The organism is Streptomyces sp. RK9 (assembly GCF_045070545.1).
GTDB classification, from domain to species: Bacteria; Actinomycetota; Actinomycetes; order Streptomycetales; family Streptomycetaceae; genus Streptomyces; species Streptomyces alboflavus.
On the sequence record NZ_CP173703.1, the window covers coordinates 968,118 to 987,886 of the forward strand.

At 70.3% G+C, this 19,769-nt stretch carries 22 protein-coding genes and 2 pseudogenes; 14 read left to right on the forward strand and 10 right to left on the reverse strand.

All coding sequences use genetic code 11. The features are described from left to right. Window positions 1–155 precede the first annotated feature (155 nt). From AB6L24_RS04150 to AB6L24_RS04160, 3 genes are all read right to left on the reverse strand, one after another. Window positions 156–557, reverse strand: a complete 402-nt coding sequence (locus AB6L24_RS04150) for a VOC family protein (protein ID WP_405652210.1) — start codon at window positions 555–557, stop codon at window positions 156–158. Window positions 558–677: 120 nt separating this feature from the next. Further along, a complete protein-coding gene (locus tag AB6L24_RS04155; RefSeq protein ID WP_405652212.1) occupies window positions 678–905 on the reverse strand; it encodes a DUF5133 domain-containing protein in 228 nt (75 codons plus the stop codon). 98 nt (window positions 906–1,003) lie between these two features. Next, complete coding sequence (locus tag AB6L24_RS04160; protein WP_405652214.1) at window positions 1,004–2,125, reverse strand: amidinotransferase; 1,122 nt, start codon at window positions 2,123–2,125, stop codon at window positions 1,004–1,006. Between the two features lie 298 nt (window positions 2,126–2,423). Between AB6L24_RS04160 and AB6L24_RS04165 the strand changes: the two genes are divergently transcribed. After that, on the forward strand, window positions 2,424–2,579 hold the full coding sequence (locus AB6L24_RS04165; protein ID WP_405652216.1) for a hypothetical protein: 156 nt from the start codon (window positions 2,424–2,426) through the stop codon (window positions 2,577–2,579). Between the two features lie 65 nt (window positions 2,580–2,644). Here the strand turns inward: AB6L24_RS04165 and AB6L24_RS04170 are convergent, their stop codons facing one another. Next, window positions 2,645–3,961, reverse strand: coding sequence for a peptide ligase PGM1-related protein (locus tag AB6L24_RS04170; RefSeq protein ID WP_405652218.1), 1,317 nt, complete (start codon window positions 3,959–3,961; stop codon window positions 2,645–2,647). Between the two features lie 593 nt (window positions 3,962–4,554). Between AB6L24_RS04170 and AB6L24_RS04175 the strand changes: the two genes are divergently transcribed. The 7 genes from AB6L24_RS04175 to AB6L24_RS04205 all read left to right on the forward strand — a co-directional run bounded on the left by AB6L24_RS04175 (window position 4,555) and on the right by AB6L24_RS04205 (window position 9,323). Continuing rightward, window positions 4,555–4,833 (forward strand): EamA family transporter, encoded by a 279-nt coding sequence (locus AB6L24_RS04175; RefSeq protein WP_405652220.1) that lies wholly within the window; start codon window positions 4,555–4,557, stop codon window positions 4,831–4,833. Window positions 4,834–5,045: 212 nt separating this feature from the next. Next, complete coding sequence (locus tag AB6L24_RS04180) at window positions 5,046–5,711, forward strand: HemK2/MTQ2 family protein methyltransferase (protein ID WP_405652222.1); 666 nt, start codon at window positions 5,046–5,048, stop codon at window positions 5,709–5,711. Beyond that, a complete protein-coding gene (locus AB6L24_RS04185; RefSeq protein ID WP_405652224.1) occupies window positions 5,695–5,946 on the forward strand; it encodes a CDGSH iron-sulfur domain-containing protein in 252 nt (83 codons plus the stop codon). The genes AB6L24_RS04180 and AB6L24_RS04185 overlap by 17 nt, the downstream gene beginning before the upstream one ends. Continuing rightward, window positions 5,943–7,019, forward strand: a complete 1,077-nt coding sequence (locus AB6L24_RS04190) for an iron-containing redox enzyme family protein (RefSeq protein WP_405652226.1) — start codon at window positions 5,943–5,945, stop codon at window positions 7,017–7,019. The genes AB6L24_RS04185 and AB6L24_RS04190 overlap by 4 nt, the downstream gene beginning before the upstream one ends. After that, a complete protein-coding gene (locus tag AB6L24_RS04195) occupies window positions 7,016–7,681 on the forward strand; it encodes an HAD family hydrolase (RefSeq protein ID WP_405652228.1) in 666 nt (221 codons plus the stop codon). The genes AB6L24_RS04190 and AB6L24_RS04195 overlap by 4 nt, the downstream gene beginning before the upstream one ends. A gap of 166 nt (window positions 7,682–7,847) precedes the next feature. Beyond that, on the forward strand, window positions 7,848–8,642 hold the full coding sequence (locus tag AB6L24_RS04200; protein WP_405652230.1) for a SigB/SigF/SigG family RNA polymerase sigma factor: 795 nt from the start codon (window positions 7,848–7,850) through the stop codon (window positions 8,640–8,642). Window positions 8,643–8,657: 15 nt separating this feature from the next. Then, on the forward strand, window positions 8,658–9,323 hold the full coding sequence (locus AB6L24_RS04205) for a LysE family translocator (protein ID WP_405652232.1): 666 nt from the start codon (window positions 8,658–8,660) through the stop codon (window positions 9,321–9,323). A gap of 73 nt (window positions 9,324–9,396) precedes the next feature. Here AB6L24_RS04205 and AB6L24_RS04210 read toward each other — a convergent pair whose 3' ends face one another. Next, a complete protein-coding gene (locus AB6L24_RS04210; RefSeq protein ID WP_405652234.1) occupies window positions 9,397–10,200 on the reverse strand; it encodes a SigB/SigF/SigG family RNA polymerase sigma factor in 804 nt (267 codons plus the stop codon). 349 nt (window positions 10,201–10,549) lie between these two features. After that, window positions 10,550–10,678 (reverse strand): hypothetical protein, encoded by a 129-nt coding sequence (locus tag AB6L24_RS04215; RefSeq protein ID WP_405652236.1) that lies wholly within the window; start codon window positions 10,676–10,678, stop codon window positions 10,550–10,552. 496 nt (window positions 10,679–11,174) lie between these two features. Here AB6L24_RS04215 and AB6L24_RS04220 point away from each other — a divergent pair, with 496 nt between their 5' ends. The 5 genes and pseudogenes from AB6L24_RS04220 (at window position 11,175) to AB6L24_RS04240 (ending at window position 14,943) form a co-directional block, all read left to right on the forward strand. Beyond that, window positions 11,175–11,639: an SRPBCC family protein gene (locus AB6L24_RS04220; protein ID WP_405652238.1), complete on the forward strand. Its 465-nt coding sequence runs from the start codon at window positions 11,175–11,177 to the stop codon at window positions 11,637–11,639. A 34-nt stretch (window positions 11,640–11,673) separates the two neighbouring features. Beyond that, window positions 11,674–12,768: pseudogene (locus AB6L24_RS04225) on the forward strand (phytoene desaturase family protein); the annotation flags it as partial. 267 nt (window positions 12,769–13,035) lie between these two features. Next, window positions 13,036–13,362, forward strand: coding sequence for a plasmid stabilization protein (locus AB6L24_RS04230; protein WP_405657030.1), 327 nt, complete (start codon window positions 13,036–13,038; stop codon window positions 13,360–13,362). A 60-nt stretch (window positions 13,363–13,422) separates the two neighbouring features. Beyond that, window positions 13,423–13,626, forward strand: coding sequence for a hypothetical protein (locus AB6L24_RS04235; protein ID WP_405652240.1), 204 nt, complete (start codon window positions 13,423–13,425; stop codon window positions 13,624–13,626). Between the two features lie 93 nt (window positions 13,627–13,719). After that, complete coding sequence (locus tag AB6L24_RS04240) at window positions 13,720–14,943, forward strand: cytochrome P450 (protein ID WP_405652241.1); 1,224 nt, start codon at window positions 13,720–13,722, stop codon at window positions 14,941–14,943. A gap of 19 nt (window positions 14,944–14,962) precedes the next feature. Here AB6L24_RS04240 and AB6L24_RS04245 read toward each other — a convergent pair whose 3' ends face one another. Then, on the reverse strand, window positions 14,963–16,156 hold the full coding sequence (locus AB6L24_RS04245) for a hypothetical protein (protein ID WP_405652243.1): 1,194 nt from the start codon (window positions 16,154–16,156) through the stop codon (window positions 14,963–14,965). A gap of 308 nt (window positions 16,157–16,464) precedes the next feature. Here AB6L24_RS04245 and AB6L24_RS04250 point away from each other — a divergent pair, with 308 nt between their 5' ends. Then, window positions 16,465–16,887 carry a CBS domain-containing protein gene (locus tag AB6L24_RS04250; protein ID WP_405652245.1) on the forward strand — a complete coding sequence of 141 codons (423 nt, stop codon included), beginning with the start codon at window positions 16,465–16,467 and terminating at the stop codon, window positions 16,885–16,887. Window positions 16,888–16,976: 89 nt separating this feature from the next. On the opposite strand, the gene ligD is transcribed toward AB6L24_RS04250, so the two are convergent. The 3 genes and pseudogenes from ligD to AB6L24_RS04265 form a co-directional block, all read right to left on the reverse strand. Beyond that, on the reverse strand, window positions 16,977–17,903 hold the full coding sequence (gene ligD / locus AB6L24_RS04255) for a non-homologous end-joining DNA ligase (RefSeq protein ID WP_405652247.1): 927 nt from the start codon (window positions 17,901–17,903) through the stop codon (window positions 16,977–16,979). Window positions 17,904–18,055: 152 nt separating this feature from the next. Then, window positions 18,056–18,220, reverse strand: a pseudogene (locus AB6L24_RS04260) (NAD(P)-dependent dehydrogenase); the annotation flags it as partial. A 514-nt stretch (window positions 18,221–18,734) separates the two neighbouring features. After that, a complete protein-coding gene (locus AB6L24_RS04265; RefSeq protein ID WP_405652249.1) occupies window positions 18,735–19,700 on the reverse strand; it encodes a pirin family protein in 966 nt (321 codons plus the stop codon). Between the last annotated feature and the right edge of the window lie 69 nt (window positions 19,701–19,769).

Here is a 19,769-nt window from a genome sequence, read left to right on the forward strand (position 1 = left end):
GACCGGGATCCGCCTCGGACGAGGCCGGGCCGTTGTCCGGCCCCCGGGTGCCCAAGGAGAGTCATGGGTATGCGCGGGAGCCATGAGCGGCCTGGTCGCGGTCGCCGCCCCGGCGCGGCGGCCCTGGGCCCGGGCCCGTCCATGCGGAGCGATGGTCAGTCGGCCTTCGGGCCGTGCCGCAGGGACGCGCGGACCGTGAAGGAGTGGCCGGCCGGATCCGAGAACAGCCGCGCCTCCGTGGGCCCGCCGCGGCCCGAGGCCTGGATCGGCGTACCGCCCAGGCCCACGATGTGGCGTTCGACCTCATCGAGGTCGCCGGAGTCGACGAGGAAGTCGACGTGGGCCTGGAGCGAGTCCTCGGGCCGGGGCCAGCTGGGCGGGGTGGCGTTGAGGTCAAGACGGAACCCCATGCGCAGCCCGCTGGGCGTCTGGATGTCGGTGCGGCTGCCGCTGGTGTCCGGACACTGCTCGGCGTCGAGCAACTTCAGGTAGAACTGGGCGAGTTCCTCCGGATTCGAGCAGTCCAGCACGATCGCGCCCTCGGTGATCAGTCCCATGCCGCCTCCTTGGCTCGTGCAAACCGAGTGTCCGGTACGGCACTGGGCAAACCGGAAGCTCATGTAAACAGCGCGGCCTCGGGCCGCACCGCGTCAGGCTCGCTCCGCGCGAGGCACCACTCAGGAGGCGAGGAGGGAGTCGTCCTCGACGTTCGTGCCCGGCAGCCGGTGCCGCGCCGCGATGAGGGCGGCGTCGATGTGGCGGGTGCCGGTGCTCACGCACAGCGTGTAGGCGATGTCGTCCATGCGCCTGCGGACACCTTCGGTGCTGTTCTCGGCTTGCAGGACGCGCAGGGTGTCGTACTGCTCAACGAGGTTGGCCAGGACAGCGGGGTGGGCCATCAGCATGGTGACTCCTTCAACTTTCTCGCGCAGCGGGGGGACCGTGCCGTCACCCCAGTACCCCCGTCTCGCTCGCGTACGCCACGCACCAGGGCTTCTGGCTGTCACGGAAAATACGATTCGAGCGTGCCTCGACGCCGGATGTCGAGGGTCGCGCAATGGAACGAGCCGCCGAACGGCGCGTAGTGCAAGAGGTCGCATGGAACGGGATCGAATCCCCACGACTCCAGGGCGCGCAGCATGTCGGTGTGGTGTCGCTCCGCGATCACTCGCTTTTCGTCGAGCATGAGGACATTCATGCTGAGCCACTTGCCGCAGAGCGATGTGAGCCTGAGGAGGCGCTCGTCGATCGGAGTGGGCTCAGGAGCGATCAAGACGTCCCAGGAGCGCAGGAAGTCCGGCAGACGGTCGACGTCGATGTACTCCGGGTTGACCATCACCTTGCCGGGCGCGAGCACGAGGAATGTCGTATCGATGTGCATGGGTGTGCGGCAACGGCTCTCGATCTCATGGATCCGGTATCCACGTCCGAGGTGGCGGCGTAGCCAGTCGATGCCCATCTGATTGGTGACATTGCTCCGCAGGGCGAACAGGTCGCGTCCGGCGCGCACGAAATCGGCGGCGTCGAAGACCGGCTCGAACTCGGTCAGGATGTAGCGCATGGGCTCGCCCGCCTCGGGGACACGGAAATTCTTCTCGAACAGCGCGTCCGTGAGCTGGGGTTTCGGCGCCGCGGTCCAGCGTGCGCCGCGACGAAAGTACTCCTTGAGAATCGGGCGGTAGGAGTGGGTCTCGAAATAACGGCACGGCCAGGCCATCGGTGTCTCGATGATCTCGTCGCCGATCACGAGCATGCCGTCCCTCGGGCAGGCATGACAAAAGCCGCGCGATGACCAATCGGGAGTCTTGAAGCGCCGACGATGGTCGGCCGGCTCCGGGCGCCGGACCGTGACACCGAGAGACTGCAGAAGGACAACGAACTGCTCCAGCTCCTGCTGTGCCGGTTCCACCATCCTGCGCGGATACGCGAAGCCCGCGGCACACCCCTGCAACCGCGCCGCCCAGCGGGGGATATTGCAGGTCACGACCGGGTGATGGGAGGGGATGGTCGCGCTGTCGAGACGTCCGACAATGATCTCCTCCAGCGGGTCCCACTCGTTGTGGGAATTGACCGGGGAATCGGAGGGTTCCGAGGAAAACGCAGAGGGTTCCGGCAACACAGCCATGGTCAACCGCTTTCGGTTGCGGAAGTTGCGGACCTACCGTCTCCACGCGCGCAGCGTGCGCGTCAGGACAAACTCTACTGACCGGCCGGTCTTCTTGCTTGTCAGCGCCGTATCAGGGAACCAGAACGCGATGATGAGCGCCAGGAGGCATGAAGCACTCCAAGGATCAAGAGCTTACGGATGACCTTGGGCAAGCGCGCCCGGCCGTCAACCTGGCGGGCGGGCCCGCTCCCGGAGTTTGCACGGAGGGCGCGCACGGGAGGACACTTGATCAGGGGCCTTCTGGACAGGAGGCGTCATGATCATTCTCGGCGTAGTCCTACTGATCGTCGGCTTGGTGGCCGGCATAGGCATTCTGTGGACCATCGGGGTCATCCTGGTCGCGATCGGCGCTGTGCTGTGGGTTCTCGGCGGGATGGGACACGCGTTCCGCGGCCGACGGCACTACTGGTGACGTGAAGAGAAGAAGGGAACTGCTCAGGGCCTGAACGCCCGGCTGTCACATGCTGTCATGGCCGGTTACCGCCCGTTGAGCAACCGGCGCGCGTCCCCCTCCAATTCCGCCGCCCGCTCGGTCGTGGCCGCGACCACCAGATAGCGCACAGGCACGCCGGAGGAGACGTCCGCGTAGAGCACGACGCCCTCGCCTGTGTCCGGGTCGTAGGTGAGCCCGGCTTCCGTGAGCAGCGTGTTCGTCTGCTCGAAGGACGCGTCCGGGCCGCCGGGCGTGTGGCCGGTGTGCCAGGCCGCATCGCTGCGCTGCCCCGCGGCGGCCAGTCGGCGTACCAGCGCGTACGGGGTGGTGGTGGCGGTACGGCGGACATTGGCCTCGGTCGCGTACAACGTGCTGCCGTCCTCGGCGAGGAGGGCGTCGAGGCCGAACGGCCCGTGATAGCCGCGGGCGGCGAGGTGGCGCCCGAACAGGGCGCCCCATTCGCGCAGTTCCCCGGCCGCGCGCGGGACCGGGGAAGGGCTGCGGTAGCCGGTGAAAGCGCCGTCGTGGACGGTCATCGAGCCGTCGAAGTCCCAGTGCGTGGAGGACCCCTCGACGGTGAACTGGGCGCTCAGGGACCACCGGTGAGGGATGAGGCGTTCGACGACCCAGCGGTTCGCGGCTCTGACGGGCGCCGACGTGAGGGTGGGCGCGGCCCCGGACTCGGCGCCGACCTCGGGATCGGCCTCGGGCTCCGTCTCGGGCTCGGTGAGGAAGCGCAGCCCGTGGCCCCCGGCCGCCCGGTCGGGCTTGACGGCGACGCCGCCGTGCACGCCGAGCGCGTCCCGGATGACGTCGGGCAGGTCGGCCGCAGCGCACGTCTCGCCCGGCGGGATGCGGATTCCCAGATCCCGGGCAGCCGTACGGAAGCCGGACTTCGTGTTGAGTTCCCTCACGGCCGCCACGGTGCGCGGGGTCGGCGGGGCCTCATCCGGATAGGGGGCCATACCGATGCCGAGCTCACGCGCCAGGAGAGCGGTCGGCGTGTCGAGGGCGACGGGCAGCAGTCGGGCCCCCGGCCGCTCATGGGCCCAGCGCGCCAGGACCGGGAGCAGACCGGCGCGACGTACGGAATCGGCCATGGCCAGGCCGGGCAGGTCGGGAACGGTGACGATGTCGACGTCGGCCGGGGCCATGCCGAGCAGCCCGCACGCGGCCTTGAGGAACGCCTCCGACGGACGCACCGGGGTGACCAGCAGGTCGCCGGGGCGCAGCAGCCAGACCTCGCGGGGCGCCTGCGTGGCCCACTTCTGGAGCACCACGTGCTCGGAGAGGTCCACCGCGAGTGCGGAGGCGAAGTTCGCCAGCACCAACTGTGCGGGCCTGTCCGCCGGGTCGACCACGATGTCGTCTCCTTCTCGCCGCTTCTGCCCGGCCCGCCCCCTCGTCGAGATCCGCACCCAAGACGGGCCGGACGACAAGAGAACGCACCCCACCATGCACCAGGGTGACTGTCAGGGGCACCTGCAGCCCTCCTGACGCCGATCGCGCGCCATCTCGCGGCGTCCTCGTCGCGCCTGAAAAGAAGATCTCTTGGAATCGATCGTTCGGGACACCCGGGAGCGCATGGCCGCCTTTCTCGCTCTGGCTTCCGCCGTCTGCTACGGCGTGGTCGACTTCGCGGGCGGGATTCTGTCCCGCCGTATCCCCTTCACCGTCGTCACTCTCCTCGGTCAGTTCGGCGGACTCCTGTTCGCCGTGGGGGCCGCTCTCGTCGTACCGGCGCCGTCCCCGCACACGACCGACCTGTACTGGGGAGCTCTGTCCGGTGTCGGCGGCGCCCTGGCCATGCTGCTGCTCAACCGCGGGCTCAGCCGTCGCGGTGCTTCGGACGGCCTCCTGGCGAGCGTGGGTGTCGCCCTGCAGTATCTGGCCCTTTCGCAGGCCGAGGTGTCGAGCGGGCTGTGGCCGGTGGGCGGGCCGGCTCGCGGCCCTCGTGGTGCTGCTGCCGACCGCCGCACGCCACCTGCGGGCGCCGCCCCTGATCCCCGCGGTGCAAGCCGTCCTGATCGGCGCGGGCGCGGCTCTGGGGCTGAGCCTGTATCTGCTCGCAGCTCAGCGGCAGATGCTCGCGGTCGTCGTGGTGCTGGCTTCCCTGTACCCGGTCCTGCCGGTGGTTCTCGGGATCGGTGTGCTCCACGAACGGGTCGAGCGTCGTCGTGCGATCGGCCTGGTGGGCACGGCGGTGGCCACCGTGCTGCTCGCGGTCGGTTGATCCGAGCTGCCTTCGCCATGGTTCGGCCGCCGTCACCTGGGCACTCCACCTCTTCGGCGCCCCACGCCTCATGTGCACGGTGAGTCACACCGCGCCACGAGTGGCCGTTCGTGGCGCAGCGCCGGAAGATGAGAGGAAGGTCCGGTCTTGAACTCCGTGATCCCCAGCGCGGTGAGCGCTGCATGACGACACAGCCCAGGACGGGGAACGCAATGCGAACTCCCCGCCGACGCCGTCTCCTGTCACCCCGAGGCGTGTACGAGCCCGCCGACGACACCGCGCTCCTTGTGCGGGCCCTCGACCACGAACCCGTGGACCCGCAGACCACCGTGCTGGACCTGGGCACCGGGTCGGGTGCGCTGGCCCTGGCCGCGGCGCGGTACGGGGCGCGGGTGACCGCGGTCGACATCTCCTGGCGGGCGGTGTGGACGGCGCGCCTGAACGCCCTGCGCAACGGGGCCGCCGTCACCGTCCGACGGGGCGACCTCGGCGCGCTCACGGGCCTCGGCGCGTTCGACCTCGCCGTGAGCAATCCGCCCTATGTGCCCTCTCCGGGGGCGCCGCCACGGCACGGTGCCGCGCAGGCATGGGAGGGCGGGCCGTCCGGCCGTGCCGTCGTCGACCAGGTCTGCGCCACCGCGGCACGGGCCCTGCGCCCGGGCGGAACGTTGCTGATGGTCCACTCCGCGCTGTGCGGAGAGGACGAAAGCCTGGAGCGCCTCGACGGGCTCGGCATGAAGCCGACCGTGGTCGACCGGGCCTTCGTGCCGTTCGGGCCGGTCATGCGCGCACGCCGGGGCTGGCTCTGTGCCCGGGGTCTGCTCGACCGGGAAGCGACCGTGGAAGAGCTGGTGGTCATCCGTGCCGAACTCCTCTGAGCGCCCTCGTCGTATCAGGGTCGACCGCGACGGGCCCCTGCTCGTGGAGGGCCCCGTCGAGGTGACCGACGGCGACGGGGCCGTGCACGAGTCCCACCGCTTCCAGGTCGCCATCTGCACGTGCCGACGCAGTCGTACCTTCCCTTGGTGCGACACCAGCCACCGCCGCCGAGAAGATCTCCAGGAGTCCGCCGGGCCCCGGGGCCCGGCCCGGGACGAAGGTGAGGAGACATGACGGTCACGCACAGGGAGCCACCGTCGCGACCGCCGGAATCCCGCGCGCAACAGCCCGCGCTCCCCGAGCCACGAGGTGAGTTGTCCAACCAGGTGGACATCGCGCTGCGCGACGGCACCCTCCCCGACATCCCGACGCAGCAGCGCGCGGTCACCGTCGCCGATCCGTACGGCGAAGACCTTCAACTCGCCCTGTACGTCCTCTACGAGCTCCACTACCAGGGGTTTCAGGGGGTCGATCCCGAACTGGAGTGGGAGCCGGGCCTGCTGGCCCTGCGGCGCCTGCTCGAACGCCGCTTCCTCACCGCACTCCGCGCCGACGCGGTTCCGCGGGCGGACGCCGCCAAGGCGCTGGCCGACCTGCAGATCGAGCCCGTCGGTCACGATCCCACCAGCGTCAGCCACCACCTCGAACGCGAGGGAGTCCTGGGGCAGTTCAGGGAGTACGCCGCGCTGCGCTCTCTCTACCACCTCAAGGAGGCCGACCCCCATGCCTGGGTGATCCCCCGTCTGCACGGCAGGGCCAAAGCCGCCATGGTCGCCGTCGAGTACGACGAGTTCGGGGCGGGCCGCGCCGAGGACATCCACGCCGGTCTGTTCGCGGACCTGATGAGGGACCTCGACCTGGTGACCGCCTACGGCCACTATCTCGACGTGACTCCGGCCGCAGCCCTCGCCACGGTCAACGTCATGTCCCTGTTCGGCCTGCACCGCAGCCTGCGCGGCGCTCTGGTGGGTCATTTCGCGACGGTCGAGATCACCTCGCCGCCGGGCTCGCGCCGACTGGCCAACGCCCTGCGGCGGCTGGGGGCCGGTCCGGCGGCCCAGCGGTTCTACGACGAACACGTGGAGGCCGACGCCGTGCATGAACAGGTGGTCCGCCACGAGATCGTCGACGGCCTCCTGTGCGCCGAGCCCTTCCTCGACGGGGATGTCGCCTTCGGCGTGCGCGCCACCGGCTTCCTCGAAGGCCGCCTCGGCAACCGGCTTCTGACCCGATGGCGACAGGGTGCCAGTGCGCTGCTGCGTCCTCTGCCGGACAACGACACACGGCTCCAAGGAGGCACACCGTGAGTGAACGCGCTGCCGTCTTCGACGTGGACGGCACTCTCGTGGACACCAACCACCTGCACGCCGTCTGCTGGTGGGAGGCGTTGCGCCAGGCAGGACACCGTGTCTCCATGACGTCGGTGCACGGCGCCATCGGCCTCGGCTCCGCCGACCTCCTGGAGCACCTCCTCGGCGAGGGCCGGGACCAGGACGAGGACTCCGCCATCAGCGCCGGTCACAAAGCGCTCTACGGCACCTGGCACGAGCGCCTCAGCCCCTTCGACGGCGCTCGCGACCTCCTGCGGCGGCTGCACGCGGACGGCTGGCCCGTCGTGCTCGCCACCTCGGCGAGCGGCCCCGAACTCACGGCGCTCAGAGCGGCGATCGACGCGGACGAGGCGATCAGTGAGACCGCGAGCGCCGACGACGTGGACACGGGCAAGCCCGCACCCGACCCGGTCCTGCACGCCCTGGACCTGGTGGGAGCCCAGGCCCAGGGCAGCGTCTTCGTCGGCGACTCGGTCTGGGACATGCGGGCGGGGCGACGCGCGGGCGTCCTTCCCGTCGCCGTACTGAGCGGCGGAGTGTGCCGAGCGGAACTGGAGCAGGCAGGAGCTCAGGAGATCTACAGCGACACGGCCGACCTGCTGAGGAACCTCGACAGCAGCGCGTTCGGGCGGGGCTGAGGCGTCTGCTGCCCGAACCGGCACTGTTTGCTCACGTGGAGGCAGGGCAAGCGGAATGGAGTGCTTGGGACCACAGGCGCAGCTGCGGGGAGCAGTGTGCCCGGACGCCGGTCCATGTGCTTCCTGCGGTGACCTCGTTGAGAGCACGTCCTGAGGAGCACCTCTGATGGCAGCCACCCACCCGCACGACGACGCCCCCGACACCCGGCAGACCTTCCAACGACTGGCGAGGACCTCGTCGGGCCCGGAGCACGACCTGTTGAGCACGGAACTCGTGGAGGCCTGGCTGCCCATGGCCCACCGCATCGCCGGGCGGTTCCGCAACAAGGGCGAGAACCAGGAGGACCTGCGGCAGGTCGCGGCGGTGGGCCTGGTCAAGGCCGTCGACCGGTACGAGCCCGAGCGCGGACCCTTCGAGCCGTACGCCGTGCCGACCATCACCGGCGAACTGCGCCGTCACTTCCGCGACCACTCCTGGGACCTCCACGTCCCCCGGCGCGTGCAGGACCTGCGCAACAAGGTCCGCAGCGCACGCCGCGACCTGATGGACCAGCCCGGCCACCACACCGAACCCGGCATCGAGGAAATCGCCGCGGGGGCCGGGCTGACCCTGGACGAGGTCCGTACCGGAATGGAGGCCCTGGAGAGCTACAGCGCACTGTCCCTGGACGTCGAAGTCGGCGCCTCCAACGACGGGTTCAGCCTGTCCGACACCCTCGGCGAGAACGAGCCCGGCTACGACCTCGCCCTCGACCGCGAAGCCGCCAAGGACGGCATCAAGCGTCTCGCCGAACGCGACCGCACCATCCTGTACCTCCGCTTCTTCGAGGACATGACCCAGTCCCACATCGCCGAACGGATGGGCATCTCCCAGATGCACGTGTCCCGGCTCATCACCCGCAGCTGCGCGCAGATCCGCGAGTACGCCCGCGACCCCTCGGCGGACCGGCAAGCCGCCTGACTCGCCCGTAGCGTCGTGAACACGGATGTGGAGTGGGCGGCGTTCGTTCCGTCGGCGCTTCTGCTGGCCGCCACACCCGGAGCGAATCAGCTACTGACACTGCGTAATGGACTGCGGCATGGTCTGGCTCCTGCTGTCAGCGCTTCGCTCGGCCGCTTCACCGCTTTCGCGTGGATGGTCGCGGCGGTCGCGGCGGGGCTCGGCGCTGTGCTCGCCGCGTCCGAGGTGGCCTTCAACACCATCAAGTGGTGCGGTGTGGGCTACCTGCTGTGGCTGGGGACACGAACGGTCGTGGCCGCCGTGCGCGGACAGAGCCGAGGGAAGGGCGAGGGGAAGGCCGACCGGGACGTCGACACGGCGAACACCCGCGCCCCTCGCTCGTCGTGGCGCCTGGCCCGGCAGGAGTTCCTTGTCGCGGCGACCAACCCGAAAGCACTCATCCTGTTCACCGTGTTCCTGCCCCAGTTCCTCCCGCGCGGCGCCGAGGGCGTGGCAGTTCCGCTGCTTGCCCTCGGCGCCGCCTACATCGGCATCGAGTTCTGTTGCGCCTTCGGCTATGCCGCCCTGGGGAGTCGGCTACGGAGCATGGGCATCACCCGCCGCGCCCGGCGCTGGTTGGACGGCCTGACGGGCGTGGCCATGCTGGGCCTGGCGGCATGGCTGGCGACGGAGAATCGCTGAGGCCGGCCGACGGAGAATCGCTGCGCCCGCACGAACGCCTGCGCGGTTTCCGTACGGGCCGCTCCATGGGTGACTAGCCGGCTGTCCCTGTCGCCTCGGCCCGGACCTGGCGGCAGGACCTGGCAATGAGACGGGAGACGTGCACCTGCGACACACCGAGCTGCTCCGCGATGCCGCTCTGCGTCATGTCCTGGAAGAAGCGCAGGTACAAGACCGTCCGCTCCCGCTCCGACAGCCGACTCAGCCACGCCTTCGCCGACTGGCGATCCACCACCAGGTCGAACCCGGGGTCGGCAGCACCGAGTGAGTCGGCGAAGCTCACGGTGCCGTCCCCCGCAGTCGCCGTCTCGGCCTCGAGGGACAGTGAACGGTAGGCGTCCATGGCCTCCATGCCCTCCTGGACCTCCCCGTTCGTCAGGCCGGTGCGTTCCGCGAACTGCGCGGTGGTCGGTTCCGGGCTGCCGGGCGCCTGGGCCAGTTCACGGCGCGCGAGGCGGACCTGGTTGCGCAGGTCCTGGACGCGGCGCGGGACCCGTACGTCCCAGGTGTGGTCGCGGAAATGGCGGCGCAGGTCGCCGGTGATGGTGGGCACGGCGTAGCTCTCGAAGGCACCGCGCCCGGGATCGTAGCGGTTCACGGCTTTGACCAGGCCCAGCGCGGCGACCTGGCGCAGGTCGTCCAGGCTCTCGCCCCGGTCTCGGAACCTCCGCGCGATGCGGTGCGCCATCGGCAGCCAGGCCGCGACGAGTTCCTCGCACAGCAGGTCCCGCTCGGGGCTCCGCGGCAGTCCGGCCAGGTGGCGGAATGACGCTGCGGAGTGTGGCCGGTCTTCGGGCGGGCGATGTCTGGGGCTGCTGGCGGACGTATCCCTGGGCATGGGACTTCGCTCCTCGGCCATGTCTGCGCGTGAAGGGGGCGGCGCGGCCGTCGCGTGCTTCGCTGAGGGCACAATGGTCGTCCGTCCTTGCCACTGTCCGGCCAGATGGGCCGGCCCGCCTGCTGAGAGCCCCGGCAACGGCCACCTGGCCTACCGGTGGCGCGGGGTCACGCCGCATCGAGGAATCAGGCTTCAGGCGCAGGCGGCCGGCGAGAGACCGATCGCTCATGCCTGCGGGGACCGGGACCGGATCACACACCCGAACGCAGAAGCCTTGCAGGGACCGGTCCGGCCCCGCCCGACACGGCACGGGGGTGCTGGACTCGTACTGCGGCCCACCCTGGAACCCTCACTCGGCATCCAGCAGCATCCTGATCACCACATCCCAGTCGATGTGGCTCGCCTCGTCGCCGAGAGGGCTGAGCTGAAGGGTGACGTCGAGCCATTGCCTCAACACATCGTGTGCGATCTCGATCACCGCACCCTCCCCCGGGGAACCGAGCCGCACCCGACTCCAGCAGGACCTCCACCGCGAACGGGTCCAACGTCGAATACTGCAGACTCATGTCCAACGGGGCCGGCAGCTGCGGCTTTCGCTGGCGAGGGTGGCCCGCCCCGTGGCCGAGCGGGCACCGTGGTGCCCACCGCCGGCGGCGAGGCCCGCTGAGCCCGCTTCCCGCACAGGCTCCGCCGACGAGTGCCCGCGCCTGTTGCCCGCAAACCCGCCTCCTCACGTCAGCAGCAGGGCCAGAAACCACCGACCGCGACGTCGTTGAGCCATAGGTCAATGCGCGCCCTCGAGCGGCGGACGCCTGCGCACAGACGGCTGGGGTACCCGCGCCCGGGCGGGGCCACACCGGTGATCGGTCCCATCGAGGAAAGGGTGTGAACCGGGCGCGGGCGGTCACTCGGCTTCTGCGAGACGATCAATAGCGTTCCGCCACAGATGACCGGCCCCGTCCCCGGGAGACGCCATGGCAGTACGGCACCAGCTCATCCGCCGCCCGCCGCAAGCCCTGTGGGCGGTGCTCAGCGATGAGTCACGCTTCCACGAATGGGTGGTGGGCACGCACTCCTCGCACCCAGGGGAAGGCGACTGGCCGACGACAGGCTCCACCCTGAACTACACCGTCCGGCTGGGGCCCAAGGAGTTCGAGGGGTTCACCGTCGTACGCCGCCACGAGCCTCCGCGCGCCCTGGAGCTGGAGGCGCACAGCGGGCCGCTCGGCACCGCCAGGATCGCCTTCGACATCCGGCCCTGGGGCGAGCACACGTTGGTCATCCTGGACGAGCACCCCCTGCGCGGCATGGGCGGCGCCCTGCACAACAGCGCACTCGATGCGCTGCTGCAGTTGCGCCACCGCCGCATGCTGGGACAGCTGGCCCGCGTCGTCGAAGAGTCGGCGCCGGACAGGGGCGGGAAGGCCGTCCATGTCTGACGCGGGGGTGATCGGCAGCGGGCCCAACGGGCTGGTGGCCGCGAACCTGCTGTCGGACGGGCGGTGCGCCGTGCTCGATCGCGACCGCGCGACGACGGCCGCGAGCCTGGACGGCTTCGCCCCCGGCGACGGGGAGGCTTGGCTGGATCTGTGCCGGGGCTGGGACCGGGTGGGCGGCCCCGTACTGGACGCGCTGTTCACCCCGTTCCCACCCGTGCGCGCCGGTGTTGCGCTTGCCGCGCGGGTACGGGCCGCCGGCGGGCTGCGGTTCGTACGCGAACTCCTGCTTCCAGTACGACGGCTGGGCTACGACGGCTGGGCGAGGAGAAGTTCGCCGGCGAGGGCGGCCGGCTGCTGCTCGCGGGTAACGCGCTGCACGCCGACCTGGCTCCCGAGGCCGCCGGCAGCGGAGACTTCGGCTGGCTGATGTCCATGCTCGGCCAGAGCCACGGCTTCCCCGTGCCCGTCGGCGGTGCCGGAGCGCTGACCGACGCTCTGGTGGCACGGCTGCGTGATCGCGGCGGCAGCCTGCGCTGCGGACGGCGGGTCACTCAAGTCGTGGTGCGCGGAGGCCGGGCGCTGGGCGTCCGGACGGCGCAGGGCGACGCGGTGCGCGCACGGCACGCCGTGCTGGCCGACGTCTCGGCACCCCACCTCTGACCGTGACCTGGTCGCCGAACAGCATCTGCCGCCGCGCGTGCACGCGGACCTACGGCGTTTCACCTGGGACTTCGCGACCTTCAAGGGGGACTGGGCACTTGACCGGCCTGTTCCCTGGACCGCTCCCGAGGCTGCGGGCGCCGGAACCGTCCATCTCGCCGACGGTGTCGACGCACTCACCCGGTTTGCCGCCCAGCTGGCCACCGGGCACGTCCCGGACCACCCGTTCCTGCTGTTCGGCCAGATGACCACCGCAGACCAGACCCGGTCCCCCGCCGGCACGGAGTCCGCCTGGGCCTACACGCACGTACCGCACGAGGTACGGGGTGACGCCGGCGACAAGGGCATCACCGGCCGCTGGAACAAACGCGAGACGGAGGTCATGGCCGACCGGATGGAGGAACGGGCCGAGCGGTACGCACCCGGCTTCCGGGACCGGATCGGCGCTCGGCGGATCCTCGCGCCGCCCTGCGGGCCCGCGGCCCCCTCCACACCACGGCCGTGGCGGCCCAGCGCGCGCTCGCCCGGCGGCGACGCTGAACTCACCCGGGCCACCTGGCCGCCCGGCCTGCGGTCCTGGTCATCCGTTCGGTCGCCGTCTGCTCGCACACATCCCGGGGCTCCACGTCAGATGGGACGAGTCGGGGGCCTGGATAAGAGGCCGGCCCGGTGGGTACACGGAACGCCCTCGGGCACCCCGCCCCGTGGAACGCGTACAGCCTGGAAGGAATACGACATGCCGCAGGGTTCCAGCAAGAAGCGTGAGCGCCAGTACGAGCACATCAAGGAAGGCGCCGAGAAGCGCGGCGCTTCAAAGGGCCGCGCGAAGGAGATCGCGGCTCGCACCGTGAACAAGGAGCGGGCCCGTTCCGGCGAGTCGAAAACGGCCAGCAAGACATCCACGCGGGACAAGAAGTCCGCGTCGCAGCGCGGCGGCGAGCGCTCCCACAGCGGCTCTCAGGGGCCGACGAAGGATCAGCTGTACGCGGAGGCCAAGAAGCGCAACATCGACGGTCGGTCGTCCATGAACAAACAGCAGCTGGCCAAGGCGCTCGGCCGCTGACCGACGACCACGGCGCCCTCGGAGCCCCGGGCGGCGGGCGCCACGCGATCAAGGAGACCCATGAGCACCCACCAACCCAGGCACCAGCCCGCGCAGGACGAGAAGCACCCCGCTACGGCCGCCGACGAGATTCTGCGCGAGGCGGAAGAGGCCGAGACGAGCGTGGTGGACGACGGGGAACGGCGCGGCAAGGACAGTGAGGCGGCTGACGCGCTGTCCCCGAACAAGGAAGCCCAAGAAGACGCCCGCCGTCACGGAACCTGACCACTGCCCTCGCAAGCTCCAGCCGCGGGCCCGCACACCCGCCCCCATCCCATCCGCCGGTTCACGGCCAGTTCACAGCAAAGGAGGCCCGATGTGTTCGACAGCACCTTGGCATTGATCGCCCAGGGATACGCGTGGTTGCCCGACCGTTATCGACGCAGCCGTGGCAAGCCGGTGCGCTGTCGTCTCATGGGCAAGAACGCCGTAGCCCTCCACGGCCCTGAAGCGGTGCGCTTCTTCTACGACGAGAGCCACATCGAACGCCACGGCGCGCTGCCGGGCCCCGTTCTCGACACCCTCTTCGGACGCGGGGCGGTGCACACCCTCGACGGCAGCGAACACCAGGTCCGCAAGGCCCTGTTCATGTCCCTGCTCAAAGACCGCGGCAGCCTGGACTCCCTTGCCGAGCGTCTCAGGTCCGAGTGGGCCCTGGCCCGGCAGCGGTGGGCCGGCCGCGACCGGGTAGTGCTCTTCGACGAGTCGAGCCTGCTGCTCACGCGCGCGGTCTGCGCCTGGTCAGGCGTGCTCCTCAACGACGTCGACAGTGAGGAGATGGCTCGCGATCTGGTGGCCATGGTCGACGGCTTCGCCTCGCCGGGGCCCCGCCATCTGCGGGCCCGCCGCGCCCGCAGCCGTCAGGAGGAGCGGCTCGCCCGGCTGGTCGAGAACGTGCGCGACGGGACGAAGGCGGCTCCCGCTGATTCGGTCCTTGCGTCAGTGGCAGCCCACCATGACGCCGAGGGGCAACCGTTGGACGCGCATACCGCGGCGGTCGAGGTCCTGAACGTGCTGCGCCCGACGGTCGCCGTCAGCTGGTTCCTGACCTTCGCCGGACATGCCCTGCACCGCTGGCCCGAACACCGCAAGCTCCTCGCCGACGGTGACGCGGCCTACGCGCGCGCCTTCGCTCACGAGGTCCGGCGGTTCTACCCCTTCGCGCCCTTCGTCGGCGGGATCGCCGCGGCCGACCTGCTCTGGGACGGGCAGGACATCCCCGCGGGCAGCATGGTCCTGCTCGACCTGTACGGGCACAACCACGACCCGGACCTCTGGCCCACGCCCTACCTCTTCGATCCCGGCCGTTTCGTGGGCCGCGAGCCCGGCCGCGACGAACTGGTGCCCCAGGGCGGAGGCGACCCCGCCACCAACCACCGCTGCCCCGGGGAGGACGTCACGCTGAAGGTCCTCGAAACCCTCGTCCCCCTGCTGGCCGCACTGCGCTACGACGTGCCGGAGCAGAACCTCCGCATTCCGCTGCGCCGCATGCCTACGGCGCCCAGAAGCGGCTTCGTCATGACGCCGCTGCCTCAGCCGTAGCCCTCACGCGGCGGGCGGGTTACGCCTCCACCCGGCTCCGGAGGGTGTCGCTCATGTACTGGACCTCCTCCATGAGGCGGGCGGCATCGATGACCAGGGCCCCGTAAGGCCGGGCAGGGTCAGCCAGCGGCAGGGCCTTGGCCTCGGCCTCCTCGGCTACCTCTCGACACCGCGTCCACGCCGCGCGGACCAGTCCGTCCAGATTCTCCGTCTGTCGGCTCAGTTCCTGCTCGTCCAGGGCGCTCAGCGCGTAGGCGATCTCGGAGATGGCTTCGAGGAACGCTGCGTACCGGTCCAGGAAGGAGCGGTACGCGTACTCGATCTCCTCTTGCTTCCACCGGTCGAGACTTCGTGTCAGGGAGGCCAGTTGGCCCAGGGTGCGTTCGAGGGAGATCAGCACCGCGTCGTACCCCTGGAAGGTCAGTCGCCCACGATAACGCCTCAGCAGCCGCCGAGGGTTGTAGTGGATGCTCTCCTTGGCGGTGTGCAAGCCGGCCCTGGCCTGCGCGATCAGGCCGTCCGTCCGATAGGCGCGCTCGCGCCACCGCGCCGTGGTGTCCGAATCCGGCGCACCCTCGCGCAAGGCGGGGTGGATGTCGACGGAGAGGTCGTACAGCGCTCGGGCGAGGATGCGGACGCTGTGCTCGGCGCTCCGGTAGCGCAGCGGCGGGGCGATGGTGACGTTGACCACGGTGCCGATGGCGCAGCCGATGAGGACAAGCAGCACGATCTGTCCCAGGTGTGAGAGGCGGGTGGTGTTGTCGGCGGCGCTGACGTAGGTGGAGAACGCGAAGAACGCGGCGGTGGCCACCTGGGGCCCCTGCACCCCCAGCACCCGTGAGCGCCCGATCGACAGGGCGAGAGCCGCCACCAGCACGAAGGTCAGCAGATCCGAGCCGACGAGGAAGCCGAGCGCGGCCTGGACAGCCACCCCTGCCGCGACCGCGCCGACGTAGCGAAGGGACTGTGTCACCGACTGGTAGACCGTGACATACATGATCATTGTTGCGGAGAAGGGGGCGAACGCCGGTGACTGCGCGTCAAGGCAGTAGAACGAGACGATCCAGGCGACCGTGGCAGCGAGGGTGCTCTTCGCGACCAGCAGCACGCTCTGCCGTTCGGAACCGGCGTAGCGGAAAGCCCGCCCCCACCACTGCCGCCCCCGTACGAACCACCCCGACGACTCCTGAGCGTCCGCCCGTCCGGCCGCCATATTGAACTCGCTTTCCACCGCTCTTCTGCTCTTCTGCACGGCTCGATCGGAAGCCCACCGGCTGCTCACAGGCGCCCTCAGTGGATCACGTTCGGTGCCTCTGCGGGTCGCGCCACTTCATCCGGTGCCCCGACTGCTCGGGCTCACTCGCACTCCTTGACGCTTCAAGGACAGCGATCATCCGAGTCGTGAGGAACTTCCGACCAATCTGTTTCACCGGCGTCGGCCCCGGTCACCCGGAGCGGGACAGTTCCGGCACCGACAGCGTGCGGGATCATCCGCAAGCAGAGATGGGACGGCGATTCGCGATGGCCACCACGACGGCACGGGACATCATGACCGGCGGCGCGCAGTGCGTGCAGGCGCACGAGAGCGCCCTTGACGCGGCGCGGAAGCTGACGGAGTTGCAGGTGGGCGCCCTGCCCATCTGCGGCGAGAACAACCGGCTCGTCGGTGTCGTCACCGACAGGGACATCGTGGTGCGGGTCCTCGGTGCGGGGCTCGCTCCGGCGGAGGTCGAGACGGGCACCCTGGCACAGGGGGAGGCCGTGACGATCGGTGCGGACGACGGCGTCGACGAGGTCGTCGCGACCATGACGCAGCACAAGGTCCGGCGCCTGCCGGTGATCGACGGCACCGACCTCGTCGGCATGGTCGCGCTCGCGGACGCCGCCCGCGCTCTGGACACCCCCGACGCGGGTCGCCTGATCGCCGCACTCTCCACCGACTGAGGCCCGCCGGACACACTGGGCCGGTTGACGCGACGGCCTCGGAAGAAGTGATCTTCACCAAGTCCATCGCCCGACGCGGACGCTGTCCGTCACGTCTCACCGCCTTCGCTCCGTGTCAGTCCTCGCAGGCGCCGGTTCGCCGCGGTCACGCCGCGGCCGTGGTGCGCGAGTCCTGTCCAGGGGTCCTTCTCCAGGCGGTCGCCGAGGTCGGTCACCGTCCAGCGGCGTGCGGTCAGTTCGGGGTCATCCAGTTCGTCCCAGTCCAGCGGCACCGCCACGGGGGCACCCGGCCTGGACCGGACGGCGAACGGCGCCACCACGGTCTGGGCGTAGCCGTTACGCGCGACATCCAGATACAAACGCCCCTTGCGGGCTTCCTTGCGGGGCTCGGTCGTCAGCTCCCGCGCGTGCCGCGCCGCCAACGTCCCGGCTGTGTCACGGGCGAACGCCAACACGTCGTCGGCGTCATCGCGCCGGCGCAGCGGCACGACGACGTGGAGTCCACGTGAGCCCGTGGTCATCAGGCCCGACGGAAGGTCCAGCTCCTTGAGCAGCTCGTGCAGGCGGTGCGCCGCGCGGCGCACCGGCTCGAAGTCGTCGGCGGGCGGGTCGAGGTCGAAGACCAGGCGGTCCGGGCGGCGCGGCTCGTCGGCGCGGCTCAGCCAGCGGTGCGGGGTGATGCACGCCTGGCCCGCGAGATAGACCAACGTCGCTGTGTCGTCACAGACCACATGCGTGACTTCGCCGTCTTCCTTGGCGACGGTCGCGCGATGGATCCAGTCGGGGAAGTGGTCGGAGACCGCCTTCTGATAGAAGCGATCGCCCTCGATGCCGTCCGGCATCCGCTCCAGCATCAGCGGTCTGCCGCGCAGCTCAGGCAGCATGCGGGGGGCCACACGCCGGTAGTGCTCGGCGAGATCGGCCTTGGTGATGCCCTCTTGCGGGAACAACTCCTTCTCGGCCCGCTTCACGGTCACCTTGCGCCGCCCGACCTGTAGCTCAACGTCTGGACTCACCTCACCGCCTCCTCCGCGCCGGTCCTCTCGCTGCCACGCTCCCTCGCTCCCCAGGCCGGATCAAGGGGTGGTCGGGAAGGTGCGGGCTCGGCCGGTAAGCCTGCACCGAGGTGGTGTTGATGATGGATCCGCCCGAAGGGATGTGCGGCAGGGTCCCCGCCGGTCACCACCGCCGCCCGGTTCTGCAGCAGCCCACTCCCCCGGTAGGAGTCCTCGCCGTGGTCAGGGGGCGGATCCATCGGACCGGTCCAGCCCGGCGGCTCCTGGTCCTGCTGAGCGAACTCCGGCTGCGGGGGCTTGCTCGTCGGGTCCTGCGGGGGGCGCCCATCAGTGCTGTTCCTTCCTCGGGGCCACGGTTTCCAGCTTGCGCCGCACCGGACGGTGGCGCGCGCCCACCGCTCGCTGTGATTGCGTGGACGCATCTCTCCGCCGTATCGGGTGTCCCGTGATCCGCGGCCCCACACATGCGGGACGAGGCATCCCGCTGCGCCGACCGTGTGTAAGAGACGGTGCCGCCGGGCGGGAACCTCGCGGTGCGGCCGGTTGTCTCACTGACGTGCCGCCGTGCACAGCCGGGCCAGCGGGCATGCTTCTCCCGTGTGGCGTGTCGCTGAAGCGGCCGACGCAGGAGGAGCGGCGAAAGTGTTTCGAAAGCCGCAGGCTGCCGCGCTGGACCGCTCCGCTCCGGCACGGCTCGCACGGGTCTCACGCCAGAATATGGTTCTGCCTACCTGTGCCGTGGTACCGCGAACCCACTCGCGAGCGCTGCAGGCCGTCCGCCAAGAACCGGACCAGGTGCGGACCAACTCGAACCTGCAGCAGACCCCCAGCTCAGCGCACCCGCCCCCGAGGCTTCAACGGCACCGCAGGCAACGTAGGCGCAGCCAACGGCCCCCCGTCATACCCCTTCACCTCCCCGAACCGCGCCCCCGACATCCAGTCCTCCCGCGCCTGCTCGATCTCCTCCTGGGTGCGCCCGATGAAGTTCCACCACATGATCAGCTCCTCCTCGAACGGCTCGCCGCCGAGGAGCATGAGGGCGGCGTCGGAGTCGGCGCGCAGGGGGAGTTCGGTGCGGCCGCAGCCGAGGTACAGCATGGAGCCGGGGAGTACGGGGACTCCGTCCACGTGGGCCTCGCCGGACATGGACAGGACGGCGTACTCGAAGTCGGGCTCCAGTGGAAGGCGTACGTCCGTTCCCTGGCCGAGGGTCAGGTCGGCGCCGACGATGGGCGTGTACGTCGTACCGGGCGACTCCGCGCCGTCGAGCGTGCCGAGGAGCAGCTTCGCGCTGACGCCGGGGGCGGTCACGACCGGCAGGTCGGCGTGGTGCTCGAAGCGCGCCTCGGTGTGGCGGTGGGCGTCCGGCAGGGCGACCCAGAGCTGCGCGCCGTGCAGCAGCCGGGCGTGCTTCTTGGGGCTCTCCTCGGAGTGGGAGATCGCCTTGCCCGACGTCATGAGGCCCAGTTCGCGGGGGCGGATCGTCTGCAGGCTGCCGGTGCTGTCCCGGTGCAGGACCTCGCCCTCGTGCAGCCAGCTCACCGTCTGCAGGCCCATGTGCGGGTGCGGGGGCACCTGCATGCCGGGCTCGTCGGCGATGTCGTCGGGGCCGTAGTGATCGACGAAGCACCAGGCGCCGACCATCCGGCGGCCCAGGTTCGGAAGCAGTCGCCGTACCTCGGTCGCCTCGCCGAGCTTCACGTGTCGTGGGCTGAGGAGTTCCCGGACCGGTTCCGCGACGACGAACCCGCGGCCGCCGCACAGCGCGGGCACCGCCTCGCGATCAAGATTGCTCATAGGGCACAACTTAGCCCCGTGCACCCGGAGCGGACAGGCCAACGCCCCGGCCCGGATCCGACCGGTGCC

Excerpts from the sequence above, each read along its gene's own strand:
- AB6L24_RS04160 (WP_405652214.1), bottom strand. The coding sequence starts at position 2,125 with ATGGCTGTGTTGCCGGAACCCTCTGCGTTTTCCTCGGAACCCTCCGAT.
- AB6L24_RS04150 (WP_405652210.1), bottom strand. The coding sequence starts at position 557 with ATGGGACTGATCACCGAGGGCGCGATCGTGCTGGACTGCTCGAATCCG.
- AB6L24_RS04230 (WP_405657030.1), top strand. The coding sequence starts at position 13,036 with ATGCCGCAGGGTTCCAGCAAGAAGCGTGAGCGCCAGTACGAGCACATC.
- AB6L24_RS04265 (WP_405652249.1), bottom strand. The coding sequence starts at position 19,700 with ATGAGCAATCTTGATCGCGAGGCGGTGCCCGCGCTGTGCGGCGGCCGC.
- AB6L24_RS04250 (WP_405652245.1), top strand. The coding sequence starts at position 16,465 with ATGGCCACCACGACGGCACGGGACATCATGACCGGCGGCGCGCAGTGC.
- AB6L24_RS04200 (WP_405652230.1), top strand. The coding sequence starts at position 7,848 with ATGGCAGCCACCCACCCGCACGACGACGCCCCCGACACCCGGCAGACC.
- AB6L24_RS04210 (WP_405652234.1), bottom strand. The coding sequence starts at position 10,200 with ATGCCCAGGGATACGTCCGCCAGCAGCCCCAGACATCGCCCGCCCGAA.
- AB6L24_RS04245 (WP_405652243.1), bottom strand. The coding sequence starts at position 16,156 with ATGGCGGCCGGACGGGCGGACGCTCAGGAGTCGTCGGGGTGGTTCGTA.
- AB6L24_RS04220 (WP_405652238.1), top strand. The coding sequence starts at position 11,175 with ATGGCAGTACGGCACCAGCTCATCCGCCGCCCGCCGCAAGCCCTGTGG.
- AB6L24_RS04235 (WP_405652240.1), top strand. The coding sequence starts at position 13,423 with ATGAGCACCCACCAACCCAGGCACCAGCCCGCGCAGGACGAGAAGCAC.
- AB6L24_RS04165 (WP_405652216.1), top strand. The coding sequence starts at position 2,424 with ATGATCATTCTCGGCGTAGTCCTACTGATCGTCGGCTTGGTGGCCGGC.
- AB6L24_RS04155 (WP_405652212.1), bottom strand. The coding sequence starts at position 905 with ATGCTGATGGCCCACCCCGCTGTCCTGGCCAACCTCGTTGAGCAGTAC.
- AB6L24_RS04180 (WP_405652222.1), top strand. The coding sequence starts at position 5,046 with ATGCGAACTCCCCGCCGACGCCGTCTCCTGTCACCCCGAGGCGTGTAC.
- AB6L24_RS04190 (WP_405652226.1), top strand. The coding sequence starts at position 5,943 with ATGACGGTCACGCACAGGGAGCCACCGTCGCGACCGCCGGAATCCCGC.